We start from the raw sequence: 12,906 nt of genomic DNA on the forward strand, positions 1-12,906 counted from the left end.
GCGGACGGCGGGGGGGGGGGGGGGGGGGGGGCGGGGGCCCGGGCCGGCCGCTGTGTGCACAGCCCGTGTTCGTCACGCATGACCTCGTCCTCGGCGTGCTCAGCCGAAGACGACGGTCAGCAGGGCGAGGATCAGCCCGATCGCGTGGGTCTGCATGGTTACCGCACCTCCTCTCCGTGTGCGGCGGCCACGGGGGTGACCCGCTCCACGGGGGCCGGCTCCTGCTGGTGGCCCAGCAGCAGGCCGGCCACGAGGGCCGAGCCCGCCACCCAGAAAGCCAGCCGCAGGAGCAGCGAAAACGAACACAACACCTTCATTTCGACTCCTTCGACAACGCGCACCAGGGCAGCACTCGGCAACACGGGAACGCCCGTGGTCTTGTGGTTTTTGCCGCGGAATCGCTGCGGCCCAACAAGAATGCGGCCGTCTCGAACGGCTCGACAAGGAGTTTCCTGTTTCCGCTTAACGCGAGGAAAGGAAACCGCGGGATAACGATCCGTATGCCGTACCATGATCGACTGGACAGGGGCCGCGGTGCTGACGAGTATTGACCCCCGTGCGCGGAACGGCGAGGGGAGGAACGGTGGTCCTCAGAGCGGCGGATGTGGTCGGCGAGCTGAAGATTCTCCGTAAGGGGAGGGGAATTTTCACCACACCACTCGGCGATCGGGTCGGGCCGGCGCTGCGCGCCATATGCGGCATTCTGGAAGATGACGACCAGGCCGAGATGCAGCGTAAACTGTCGGGTCGATTGCGGCCGCTCGTGGAAGCGCTGCCGGAGGACCTGAAGGTCGTCCTGCTCGCCGCGTTCGCCCTGCACGAGATGGCGCGGAAGCCGTTCTACCAGGAGCGGGTGCGCTGGGCCGCGATCACGCTGCAGCGCGACGACCGGACGGTCCGCCGTCGCATCGACGAAGGGATCGAACAGATCGCCGCAATGGCGGTCAAGGTGGTCGAGCCGGATCCCGGGCCGCGGTATCCGAGCCGCAGTTGGCACACCGAAGAACTGCGGGTGGCGCTGACGCTGGGGCAGCCGGCGGCCGAGGCGTTCGAATTCCGGCGGGTGGTCGCGGACGCCGACGAAATCACCGAGCTGGATCTGGCACTGACGCTGAGCGCGGCCGCCCAGTCAGGCGAATCCGTGCACGAGTCGGATCTGCAGGTGGACGTCTTCCACGGTGGTGTGCTCACCAGCCGGGCGATGGAGTCGAGTGACCGGATCGGGCTGGCGTTGCGGTTGCCCGAACCGCTGCGGCGCGGCGAACAGCACGAAATCGCGTTGCGGTTCCGGGCGAGCATCCGGGAACCGCACTACGTGTGCGTGCCGCGTCACCCGTGCGATCTGTTCGACCTGCACGTCAAGTTCGGCGACCGGGTGCCGGAGCACATCGTGCTGCTGGAAAAGGCGTTCCAGGACGACGCCCGCGACACGTCCACGCGGGGGACGGCGCTGACCGCCGACGACTCCGGCGAGGTGCACGTCCGGTTCCGGAACCTGGCGCCCGGCTTCGCCTACGGCATCCGCTGGCAGCCCGCGGACGTCAACTGACGCCGGCGCGGCCCGGCCAGATCACCCGCTCGACGGTGAACAGGGCGGACACGAACGGCTGAGGCAGCCGCACGACCTGCTTGGCCGCCTGGGCCTTGGCCGCCAGTTCCGTGCTGACGCCGGGCGCGTCGGCGACGTCGCGGGCGGCGCCGTCGACGAGTTCGGTCGCGCGGCGGCGCGGGCCGTCGCTCAGCGCGAGCGCGATCCCGAGGTCCAGGCGGCTCTCGATGGTTTCGGGGTGGGTCCGGCCGAGCAGACGGATCTGCGGCTCGAGGACACCTTCCAGCAGTTCGGCCTGGCGGCCGAACTCGCGCAGCTGCCCGTGCGCCAGGCCCATGCCGTGCCGGATCCGGTACCGCAGCGGGTGATCCCCGCCCAGCACCCGCAGCACGACCTGCTCGGTCGCCGACAGCACGGCCAGCGCGCGTTTGGGTTGGCCGAGGGCCAGCAGCGCCCGATCGGCGAGCGCGGTCGCCGTCAGGGTCAGCGGGTTTTCGCTGCCGTAGCGGCGTGCGTAGCCCTCCGCGAGCTCGCGCAGCGCGGCCGCCGAACGTTCCCAGTCGGCCGGGGCGGTGCGCAGGTCGGCCAGGTCGAGGGCCAGCATCGCGTCGGCGCGGACCAGCTCCGCCTCGGCGCAGCGGGCGTGCCGGTCCCGGCCCGCGGCGTGGTAGGCCGTGACGACTTCGCCGGCGATCTCCCGTGCGCGCCGCGGCTGTCCGGTCAGCTGCAGGCTTCGCGCGTACTCGAGGCGGACGGCCGCGGCGAGTTCGCCGGGCGCGTCTCGCACCTCCGTCAGCACCGGTTCGAGGAGCGCGACGGCGTCCCGTGGCCGGCCGCGGAGCCGATGGGCGAGGGCCGCGGCGGCGGCGAACCGGTAGCGCTCCTCGCCGTTCTCGGGCAGCCGGTCGCCGGCGGGGCGCCAGAACGTCCGGTCGGCTTCGGCGTAGTCGCCCTGGCAGTCGAGGGCCTGTGCCGCGGTGAGACCGGCGGCGTGCAGCTCCGCGTCGCCGCCGGCCAGCGCGAGCGCCTCGCGCGCGTGCCCGACGGCCTCCGCGTACAGCCCGCAGGCGATCTCGACGCGGGCCGCGCCGGTGTAGTCCGCCGACGTCCCTTCGCCGGTCGAGAGGATCACGGCGTGGACCTCGCCGGCCGTGGCCGGATCGCCCTGGGCCTCGTGCGCGGCCGCGATCGGGCGCAGCAGCCGCACCCGCTGGGCCGGTGCGCTCTCGGCGACGACGCGGGCGTGCTGCAGCAGGAAGTCGCGCGGTCCGCGGCCCGCGGCCAGCCAGGTGAGCAGGACTTCGGCCGCGCGGGCCGGGAGGTCGTCCGCGGCGGACTCGGTGCGCGCGACGTCGAGGGTGAGGGCCTGGAACCGCAGGCCGTCCGCGTTTTCCGTGGCGAGACCGCGGGTGACGAGCTCCGCGGCCGCGTCCTCGATCCCGCCCAGTACCTCGGAAGCGAGCGCCAGGGGGATCGGGACGGGCGCGAGCACCGCGCCCAGCCGCACCAGTTCGCGGGCCTGGCCGCCGAGCACGACGAGCAGGTCCCGGACGGCCTGCGGCGCCGTGTCGGGCAGGGCGTCCAGCACCTCGCCGGTCAGCGCGTGGGACCGGTGCCGGACGGTGAAAGCGGTGGCGCGCAAGGTGATCGGGTGGCCGTCGCAGCGGTCGGCGAACCGCAGCACGGCCGCGCGCTCGACGTCGCCGGCGGGCGCGCGGAACTCGGAGAACAGCCGCACGCTTTCCTCGGGGGTGAGCCCGGCGAGGTCCACGGTCGCCGCGGCCCACGGGCCGGACCGGCCGGTGACCAGGGTGCGGACGTGGTCGCTCGGCAGCACGAGCCGGTCGAGGACCGCGGGCGGCAGCCCGGCCGGCACGTCGTCGACGAGCACCAGCACCTTCTCGCGGGCCGCGCCGATCCGGTCGGCGAGCAGGGCGCGCAGGCGGTCGAGGTCCAGGCCGGACACGTCCGTGCCGAGCCGCCGCGCGGCCGCGCGCGCGAGCCCGAGGTGGAACTGCGCGAGGAAGTCGTCGGGGTCGTGGTGGCCGAACGGGCCGGTCCGGATGACCCCGCCGGGAAAGGCGTCGTGGAACAGGGCGGCGTACCGCTCGGCCAGCGCCGTCTTGCCGACGCCGGCCAGCCCGCGCACGACGGCCACCGGCCGTGCATTCGCGGTGCCGCCCGGGAAGAGGGCGCCGTGGACGGCCCAGAGCGCCGGGTAACGGCCCACCGGCCGGCCCGGGGCCGGGCGTCCGGTGGGCGCCCCGAGCGGGCCGTCCGTCGCGGCCACTTTCCGGCGTACTTTCGCGACCAGATCGGGCAGGGTCGCCGTGGTCACCGGGCCGGTGAAGAACCGCGCGCCCACCAGTTCGGCCGGCGCGACGTGTGCGGTACCGGATTCGGGATTGAGCACCAGCACCCGATCCGCCGGATTCCCGTGGCGCCGGGCGGCCGCGAACGCCGCCGTCAGTTCCCATTGGCAGGCGTATCGGGTCGGCAGAAGGCGGGAATAGCAGGCGAGAAGGACGCGCGAGCCGGCGATCGCGTCGGCGGTTTCCCCGTCGATCTTGTCGAAATCGTCGATTCTGGCGGGCCGGAAAACGCGCAGCCCGCCGGCCAGCAGCGCTTCTTCGATCCGTTCGGCCACCGCGTCGTCCTGGGCGGCCCGCGCGGAACACAGGAACACGTCGAACCGGTCCGCCGCACGGCTAACGGGCAGGCCGGGATCGGGATCCGTCATCGGGCACACTCTCCGGTGGCGTTCAATGGGTGATCATCGGTTCAGGTCCTGGAAGTAGGGGACATTCACGGGCGGAGCATCGTCGCGGGGCGCGATTTCGCTACCGGTTCCCGCGATACGGCGTGAACTGTCAAGAATTTGACCAGTGCGCGCGCCGGTGGTGACCGCCGGGTAACCCGGCTGGGCCGTTTCTGGTTAACGGACAATATCTGGACAAGAACCCCGGTCGTGCAACGTTGCTGGTCAACGCCTCGATATCCGATTGCCGGAACAGAAATCGGGTTCCTGCGCAGAACGCTTTTCCGCCATCGGCGGGCAGTGGCGGAACGAGGAGGGAACCCCATGGAAACCATGGCGTCGGAGACGGTTCTGGCGGACGAGGTCGACGGTTACACCGTGCTTGGCCGGTTTCCCCGGCCGGAGGGGAAGCTGACCAAGGAGGACCTCGACCCGGTGGTCGCGGCGGCGCGCACCGGGGACCCGGAGGCGATCCAGGCACTGCTGCGGCTGATCAAGCCGACCGTCGCCCGCTACTGCCGCGCCCGGATCGGCGGCCGTGACCTGTCGTACCTCTCGGCCGACGACGTCGCGCAGGAGGTCCTGCTCGCGGTGCTCAAGGTGCTGCCGGGTTACCAGGACCGCGGCGGCTCGTTCCTGTACCTCGTGCGGGCGATCGCGGCGAACAAGGTCGCCGACGCGTTCCGCTCGGTGGCGCGCGACCGCTCGAAGCCCGTGTCGGAGCTGCCGGACCGGCCGCTGGGCGGCAACGAGCCGGAGAACCACGTGCTGGAGCTGGACCTCGGCGCGCGGCTGGGCCGCCTGATGGCGACGCTGCCGCCGCTGCACCAGGCGATCCTGTCGCTGCGGGTCGTCGTCGGCCTCTCGGCGAACGAGACCGCGGAGGCGCTGGGCATCTCCGCGGGCAACGTCCGCATCACGCAGTACCGCGCGCTCACCAAGCTGCGCGGCATGATCGGCGACGGCGAGGTCTGAGCCTCACTCCAGCCATTCGGTGACGAAGTGGTCGTTCTCGTGGATGTGCACGGCCTCGTAGACCCCGGGCCCGAGCACGGCGAACTTGTGCGGCGTGCCGGCCGGGACGACGAGCACGTCCCCGGCGCCACCGTCACGCTCCTCGTCACCGACGGTGAACCGGGCCCGCCCCCGGATGATGACGAACGTCTCGACGTACGGGTGCCGGTGCAGCCGCGGCCCGGACCCGACGACGTCGCTGCTCTCGCGGATGACGGAGATCCCGGACCCGACGTCGCGCCCCTCGAAGTTCTCGCTGTCGCTCACCCGTCCCAGCGTAGGCGCCAGTCGCGAGGCGCGGTGGCGGATTTCCGCAGGCGGTGCCGACCCTCCGGACGCGTGTCGTCCGTCCAGGTACGCGTGTCGTCCGTCTGGGTACGCGAGTTCGCCGGTCCGGTACGTCGGACTCGTGTGATGGGGGAGGCATCTCGCGTGATCGAAGGGGCGTCACTCGTGACTGGAGGGACGACACGCGTACCTGGGTGGACGACACGCGTACCTGGGTGGACGACACGCGTTCCTGGAGGGACGACACGCGTACCTGGGGGGCGGTTAGGTGAGGGACTTGATCCAGTGGGGGGCGTTGCAGCGGCGGGCTAGGTGCCGGGCTGTGCGGCGGTGGGCCGTGGCGGGGAGGCCCAGGGCGGTGGCCAGTTCGGCCAGGTAGAACGCCACCGGGCGGAGGGTCAGCAGGCCGCTGCCCGCGCCCGCCAGCTCGGCCTCCGCCGGGAGGAGCGTGTTGTACAGGCGGGTCATGGTGGGGACGTCGTCGGAGGCGATGGACGTCAGGGCCTGGAGGCACAGGTGGGCCTCGTACAGGAGGTCGTGCGGAGCCTCGCCGCGATAGTCCACTGTGGACTCGCCGCGCTGGACTCGGTGGCACAGCAGGGCGAAGTCGAGGATGCCGTCCTCCAGGCCGGTCATGCCCGTGCCCGGGAGGCGGGCCGCCGCCGCGCGGTACCGGGCCTCCGCCGCCGGGTCGCCGGTGATGCTCGCCCGCAGCGCGCGGTACCACTGCGTGAACACGCCGACCAGCGGCAGGTCGTGCACCTCCGCCAGGCGGTCGGCCGCGGCGGCGTGGGTGTCCGCCGCGGGCAGGTCGGCCAGCGCCGAACAGGCCTGGACCAGCACCAAGTGCCCCAGTACTTCGAAAGTCACCAAGCCGTGCGATGAAGCGACGTCGACCAGTTCACGGCCGATGCGCGCCCGCTCCGGCGCGAGGCCGGCCCGGTCGAACGCCTGCATGAACCGCGCGTTGAGCGCGAACGCCAGCAGCGCCGGGTCACCCAGTTCCCGCGCCAGCGCCTCGGCTTCCCGGGCCGCCTCCCGGCCGCGGTCGCCGCCGGTGTTGCGCAGTTCCAGCGCGAGCGTCGCCAGCAGCCGCGCACGCTCGGCCCGCCGCTCCGGCGGCAGCGCGACCAGGGTCTTTTCGGCGACGGTGACGATCCGCGCGGCCAGGTCCGGGTCGTCGCTGGCCGTCCAGATCGCCGGGACGTCGAACGCGCCCAGCACGGACGCGGTCAGCACCGGGTCGCCGAGCGTCTCCGCCAGCGTCACGGCCTCCGCGCGGTGCTCCCGGGCCTCCGCAAGCGAACCCGTGACGGCCAGCGAGCGCACCAGGCCCATGATCAGGTCCAGCCGCTCCCGGACGTCGTCGCCGGCCCGGTCGAGCGCGGCCCGCCACAGCCGCGCCGCCTCGTGCGGCGCCACCCGGCGCTCGGCGCGTTCCGCCGCCTGACGCGCGTAGCGCACGGCGGACGGGCTGTCGGCGAGCAGGAAGTGGTGGGCCAGCGCGTCGACGTCGCCGGGCCGCAGCCGCTCCAGCGCCTCACCGGCGTCGGCGTGCCAGCGAGCCCGGCGCGTGCGTGAAAGATCGTGGTACAGCGTGTCCCGCACCAGGTCGTGCGCGAACCGCGCGCGGCCCGGCGCGGGCTCGACCAGGAACCCGGCCCGGACGGCGGCTTCGACGTCGTCGAGAACGTCGGTTTTGGAGACCGTGGCGAGGAGGCCGAGGTCCACGTCCCGGCCGAGCACCGACGCGCGGCGCAGCACCTCCTGCGTGGTGGCGGGCAGCCGGGACGTCCGGTGCCGGACGACGTCGCGGACCCCGGGCGGCACGTCCGCCGACGCGTCGGTGTCGAAGAGCCGGGCGAGCTCCCGCACGAAGAACGGGTTGCCGCCGCTGCGCCGGTGGATCGCCGCCGCGGCCGGGCCGGGGACGTCGTGGCCGAGCGTCGCGCGCACCAGGTCGCGCACGTCGTCCGCGGGCAGCCCGCCCAGGTAGACGCGCGCGGGTTCGGCGCGGGCGACGCGGCCCAGGAACTCCGCCAGCGTGGCCGGCAGGTCGGTGCTCCGGTGCGTGGCGACGACGAGCACGTGCCGCACGGAAGGATCGGCCACGACGGAGGCCAGCAGGGTGAGGGTTTCCGCGCCCGCCCACTGCAGGTCGTCGAACACGAGCAGCAGCGGGGCGGTGCGCCCGAGCGTGGCGAGGTGGGCGGCGACCGCCTGGTGCCTCCGGAACCGCGCCGCGACGGGGTCACCGCCTGGCTGGGGATCGAGCGAGAGGGTGCGGTCCGGTGACGGTGGTGCCGCCTTGCCCGGCTGGGGATCGAGCTGTAGTGCGCGGCTCGGTGGCGACGCCGCCGTCTCGACCGGCTTGGGATCGAGGGAGAGGGCGCGGTTCGGTGGCGACACTGCCGTCTCGCCTGGCTGGGGATCGTGGGAGAGGGCGTGGCCCGGTGACGGCGCCGCCGTCCCGGCCGGGTCGGGATTGAGTGGTAGTGCGCGGTTCGGTGGTGACACTGCCGTCTCGTCCGGCTGGGGATCGTGGGAGAGCGCGCCGCCCGGTGGCGACACCGCCGCCCCTCCCGGCTGGGGATCGGGGGAGAGGGCGCGGCCCGGTGACGACACCTCTGCCTCGCCCGGCTCGCCGGTGAGGGTGGCTGCTCCGCCCAGGTCGCCGAGAATGCGGGTCCACGGCCACACCGGCGGCAGGCCCTCGTCGTCCGGGCTGGCGCCCCACGCCGTTGTCCAGCCCTGTGCGGCCAGTCGCGCCGAGAACGCCTCGGTCAGCGCTGTCTTGCCCGCGCCCGCTTCGCCGGAGATCACGGCCAGCCGCAACCGGCCGCGACTCGCGGTGCGGGATTCCGCCGTCAAGAGAGCCAGCTCGTCCGCGCGGCCCACCAGGAGCGGGGCGGACACCGGCGCCGGCAAAGCGACGGGAGCCTGCGCCAGGATGTCGGCCTCCGCCTGCCGCAGGCCGGGGCCGGGGTCGACGCCCAGTTCGGTGGCCAGCACGTGCCGCGCCCGGCGCAGGGCGCCCAGCGCGTCACCCTGCCGCCCGGCCCGGTAGAGGGCCAGCGCGAGCAGCCGCCAGCCGTCCTCCCGCAACGGCTGCGCCTCGACGTGCGCCTCCAGGTCCGGCACGGCTTCGGCCGCGCGGCCCAGCTCCAGCAGCGCCGACGCCCGCCGTTCGACGCCCAGCAGCCGCAGCTCCTCGAGCCGGTTGATCTCACCTCGCGCCCAGGGCTCGTCGGCGAACTCGGCGTACGCCGGCCCGCGCCACCGGCCGAGTGCTTCGTCCACTTGGGACAGTGGGGCGCCGGGCGTGGTCACCGCCGCCTCGAAACTCCAGGCGTCGACGGACTCCGCACGCAGTGCGTACCCCGGTCCCGAAGTGACCAGCAACGTGGCCGGGGTCCGCGGCGGCCGGTCGGGTTCCAGGGCTCGGCGCAGCGCGGCCACGAACGTCTGGAGCGCGCCGATCGCGCCGTCGGGCGGGTCCGGCCACAGGTCGCCGACCAGGACGTCCACCGGCACGACCCGGCCGCGCGCGATCAGCAGCCGCGCCAGGACCGCCCGGTGCCGCGGGCCCTTGAGCGCCACGGGACCCCGCTCGTCCTCGGCCACGAGCGGACCGAGCACGCCGAACCAGACCATGCACGCACTGTAACGCGCTCACCCGGCGCTGACCGGACGCTGATCGGCCTGACGCAGGCTCAAGGGGTCAACCACCGCGAAAGGACCCCCATGCCCATCCCCGGATTCGACTACCAGCGCGTCACGGTCGGTGACGACACGGCCCTGAACGTCGCCGTCGGCGGCTCCGGCGCCCCGATCGTGCTGCTGCACGGCTTCCCGCAGACGCACCTGATGTGGCGGCACGTGGCCGCCGATCTCGCCGCCGACCACACGGTCCTCGTCCCCGACCTGCGTGGTTACGGCGACAGCGACAAGCCCGAAGACACCGGTAAGACGTACTCGAAGCGCACGATGGCCGCCGACGTCGTCGCCCTCGCCCGCGCCTTCGGGCACGAGCGGTTCGCCCTCGCCGGGCACGACCGCGGCGCGCTGGTCGCCCTCCGCGCCGGCCTCGACCACCCGGACGCCGTCTCCCACCTGGCGATCCTCGACGTCCTGCCGACGCTGGACATGTGGGACGTCCTGCACGGCGTCAGCGCGGCCGTCGCCTTCCACCTCTACCTGATGGCCCAGCCGCCGGGCCTGCCGGAGACGCTCATCGCCGGCGCGCCCGACGCGTTCTTCGGGCACTTCCTCGACGCCTGGACCCTGGCCCCGGACGCGATCCCGGCCGGCGTCCGCGCCGAATACCTGCGGGCCTCCCGCGAGGCCGTGCCGTCGATCGTGGCCGACTACCGGGCGAGCGCGACGATCGACGTCGAGCACGACACGGCGTCGCGCGCGGCCGGCGATCGGCTCGGCATGCCGGTCACCGTGCTGCAGCAGGACTGGGGCGCCGCGCTCGGCTACGACGCGACGGCGCTCTGGCGCCCATGGGCGGCCGACCTGCGCCACCGCACGGTGTCGTCCGGGCACTTCATGGCCGAGGAGGCGCCCGCCGACGTCGTGAAGGAACTGCGCGCGCTGGTGGCACGCTGAAGGCATGACCTTCGGCCTGCACCACGTCCAGCTGGCGATCGAGCCGGGCAGCGAGGACCGCTGCCGCGAATTCTACGTCGGCGTGCTCGGCTTGACCGAGATCCCGAAACCGCCCGAACTGGCCGCCCGCGGCGGATTGTGGGTGCGGGCCGGCGGGCTGGAGCTCCACCTCGGCGTCGAGGCGGACTTCCGGCCCGCCCACAAGGCCCACCCGGGCATCCTCACCGGCGACCTGGACGCACTGGCCGCCCGCCTCGAGGCGCACGGCAGCCCGGTCGAGTGGGACGACGGTTTCCCGGGCCACCGCCGGTTCTACACGGCCGACTGCCTCGGCAACCGCCTGGAGTTCCTGACCCCGGACAAGTAGCGCCGCCCGCCCGGCCCCGCCCGCCCGGGTCCCAAGTCCGTGAATGTCGCATTGAGGGACTCAGAGTCCCTCAATGCGACATTCACGGCTTTCGACGGTGGCCGGACCAGGCGGGTCAGGAATCCTGCGAGCGGAACGCGTCCAGCACGCGGCGCTCCCTTTTGGTCGGTCGGCCGGCGCCGCGATCGCGGCGGGCGACCGGGATCGCCGACTCCGGGGGTGGCTTCGGTGTGCGGTCGACGAAGCACGTCGCGGCGTCCGGGGCGCCGACGCGTTTCTGGATCACCCGTACCACGTCGAGGATCCTGGTCGTTCCGCCGATCCGGAAGCGGACCTCGTCGCCCGGCACCACGGTCGTCGCGGGCTTCGCGGGTTTGTCGTTGACGCGCACGTGCCCGCCCCGGCACGCGGCCGCGGCGTCCGGTCGGGTCTTCGTCAGCCGGACCGCCCACAGCCAGCGGTCCACTCGGGTCGACTCCACAGTCGTCCATCATGGCCCATTCGCGCCAATACTGCGTCGTGCCCGGAGGTTACTCGCGGGTATATGTCGACTTGTCTGTACCTGTGAGCTATAACGTGTTCTAAATACCTCAACGGTGAGGAACATCACATGAGCGACAAAGCCATGGGGAGAATAAATTCTGGGGCGCTTTCCCGCCGTCTGTTCATTGCAGGAACAGGTTCTATCTTGGCCGGCGCGGCTCTCGCCGGCCGAGCCGCCGGTGCGACGCCCAGAGCGGCCGGTCCCATCTCCGACGGGGCCCGCGTCCCGGCGCTGGTGATCGGCTCCGGGTACGGCGGCCAGGTCACCGCGCTCCGGCTCGCACAGGCCGGGATCGACGTCCAGCTGGTCGAAATGGGCATGGCCTGGGACACGCCGGGGTCCGACGGCAAGATCTTCGCCAACACGACCACGCCCGACCAGCGCTCGTTCTGGCTGCGCACCCGGACGAAGCAGCCGCTGTCCAACTTCCTCGGCTTCCCGATCGACAAGGACATCCCGAAGTACACCGGCATCCTCGACGCCGAGGAGTTCAGCGGCATCACCGTGTACCAGGGCCGGGGGGTCGGCGGCGGCTCGCTCGTCAACGGCGGCATGGCCGTGACGCCGAAGCGGGAGAACTTCGGCGCGATCCTCCCGACGGTCGACGCCAACGAGATGTACAACACCTACTACCCGCGCGCCAACGCCGGTCTCGGCGTCGGCCTGATCGACCCGGCCTGGTTCGACACCGCCGAGTGCTACCAGTACGCGCGGGTCGGCCGGAAGCAAGCGCAGCGGTCCGGGTTCCCGTTCGTCTTCGTCCCGGACGTCTACGACTGGAACTACATGAAGCAGGAGCAGGCCAACACCGTGCCGCGCTCCGCGCTGGCCGGGGAGATCCTGTACGGCAACAACTACGGCAAGAAGTCGCTGCAGAAGACCTACCTGCCGCAGATCCAGGCGACCGGCCGCGTCACCATCTCGCCGCTGCACCGGGTGGCGACGGTGACGCCCGCGTCCGGCGGCGGTTACACCGTCACGATCGAGCAGCTCAACACCACGGGCGACGTGACGGCGACCAAGGTCGTGACCGCGGCCAAGGTGTTCTTCGCGGCGGGCAGCGTCGGCACGAGCAAGCTGCTCGTGAAGCTCAAGGCCACCGGTGCGCTGCCGAACCTCAACGGCGAGGTCGGCAAGAACTGGGGTGACAACGGGAACGTGATGGTCGGGCGGGCCAACCAGATCTGGGACCCGACGGGCAGCCTCCAGTCGTCCATCCCGTGCGGTGGCATCGACAACTGGGCGGCGGGCGGCGCGTTCGCGGAGGTCGCGCCGCTGCCGACCGGGATCGAGACGTGGGCGTCGTTCTACCTCTCCATCACGAAGAACCCGAACCGGGCGCAGTTCAGCTGGAACCCGGCGACGCAGAAGGTCGACCTCAACTGGCAGACCGCCTGGAAGCAGCCGGGCATCGACATGGCGAAGAGCATCTTCGACAAGATCAACGCGAAGGAGGGGACGATCTACCGGACCGACCTCTTCGGCGTCTACAAGATCTGGGGCGACCATCTGACCTACCACCCGCTCGGCGGCGCGGTGCTCACCAAGGCGACCGACAACTACGGCAGGCTCGCCGGGTATCAGGGCCTGTACGCGATCGACGGTTCCCTGATCCCCGGCAACACCAGCGTCAACCCGTTCGTCACCATCACGGCACTGGCTGAGCGCAACATCGAGAAGATCATCGCCACGGACTTCTAGGGTCTGCCGCGGCTCGTCGTGAGTGGGAAAAACGGGTAGAAAACCGGTTCTAACACAACACCCGGGGGGCG

Annotated in this window: 10 protein-coding genes; 5 read left to right on the plus strand and 5 right to left on the minus strand. The window is 72.3% G+C overall.

What is annotated here, in order from left to right; all coding sequences use genetic code 11:
- Positions 1-158: 158 nt before the first annotated feature.
- On the minus strand, positions 159-317 hold the full coding sequence (locus tag ACGFMK_RS47665) for a hypothetical protein (RefSeq protein ID WP_392778294.1): 159 nt from the start codon (positions 315-317) through the stop codon (positions 159-161).
- A 266-nt stretch (positions 318-583) separates the two neighbouring features.
- Here ACGFMK_RS47665 and ACGFMK_RS47670 point away from each other — a divergent pair, with 266 nt between their 5' ends.
- Positions 584-1,549, plus strand: a complete 966-nt coding sequence (locus tag ACGFMK_RS47670; RefSeq protein WP_392778297.1) for a hypothetical protein — start codon at positions 584-586, stop codon at positions 1,547-1,549.
- Here ACGFMK_RS47670 and ACGFMK_RS47675 read toward each other — a convergent pair.
- Positions 1,542-4,289 (minus strand): TIR domain-containing protein, encoded by a 2,748-nt coding sequence (locus ACGFMK_RS47675; RefSeq protein ID WP_392778300.1) that lies wholly within the window; start codon positions 4,287-4,289, stop codon positions 1,542-1,544. The two genes, ACGFMK_RS47670 and ACGFMK_RS47675, sit on opposite strands and share 8 nt — an antisense overlap.
- 351 nt (positions 4,290-4,640) lie before the next feature.
- Between ACGFMK_RS47675 and shbA the strand changes: the two genes are divergently transcribed.
- Complete coding sequence (gene shbA / locus ACGFMK_RS47680; protein WP_392778317.1) at positions 4,641-5,282, plus strand: RNA polymerase sigma factor ShbA; 642 nt, start codon at positions 4,641-4,643, stop codon at positions 5,280-5,282.
- A 3-nt stretch (positions 5,283-5,285) separates the two neighbouring features.
- Here shbA and ACGFMK_RS47685 read toward each other — a convergent pair whose 3' ends face one another.
- Both ACGFMK_RS47685 and ACGFMK_RS47690 read right to left on the minus strand, forming a co-directional pair.
- Positions 5,286-5,588, minus strand: a complete 303-nt coding sequence (locus ACGFMK_RS47685) for a cupin domain-containing protein (protein ID WP_392778303.1) — start codon at positions 5,586-5,588, stop codon at positions 5,286-5,288.
- 285 nt (positions 5,589-5,873) lie between these two features.
- On the minus strand, positions 5,874-9,263 hold the full coding sequence (locus tag ACGFMK_RS47690; protein WP_392778305.1) for a BTAD domain-containing putative transcriptional regulator: 3,390 nt from the start codon (positions 9,261-9,263) through the stop codon (positions 5,874-5,876).
- A gap of 90 nt (positions 9,264-9,353) precedes the next feature.
- Here ACGFMK_RS47690 and ACGFMK_RS47695 point away from each other — a divergent pair, with 90 nt between their 5' ends.
- On the plus strand, positions 9,354-10,223 hold the full coding sequence (locus tag ACGFMK_RS47695) for an alpha/beta fold hydrolase (protein WP_392778308.1): 870 nt from the start codon (positions 9,354-9,356) through the stop codon (positions 10,221-10,223).
- Positions 10,224-10,227: 4 nt separating this feature from the next.
- Positions 10,228-10,590, plus strand: coding sequence for a glyoxalase (locus ACGFMK_RS47700; protein WP_392778311.1), 363 nt, complete (start codon positions 10,228-10,230; stop codon positions 10,588-10,590).
- A gap of 115 nt (positions 10,591-10,705) precedes the next feature.
- On the opposite strand, the gene ACGFMK_RS47705 is transcribed toward ACGFMK_RS47700, so the two are convergent.
- Positions 10,706-11,071 carry an RNA-binding S4 domain-containing protein gene (locus tag ACGFMK_RS47705; protein WP_323322265.1) on the minus strand — a complete coding sequence of 122 codons (366 nt, stop codon included), beginning with the start codon at positions 11,069-11,071 and terminating at the stop codon, positions 10,706-10,708.
- 207 nt (positions 11,072-11,278) lie between these two features.
- Here ACGFMK_RS47705 and ACGFMK_RS47710 point away from each other — a divergent pair, with 207 nt between their 5' ends.
- Entirely contained in the window at positions 11,279-12,835 is a 1,557-nt protein-coding gene (locus tag ACGFMK_RS47710; protein WP_392778314.1) for a GMC oxidoreductase, read from the plus strand.
- The last annotated feature ends 71 nt before the right edge of the window (positions 12,836-12,906 follow it).

Origin of the sequence: Amycolatopsis sp. NPDC049252, from assembly GCF_043197175.1 — a bacterium.
In the GTDB taxonomy this organism is placed as follows: Bacteria; Actinomycetota; Actinomycetes; order Mycobacteriales; family Pseudonocardiaceae; genus Amycolatopsis.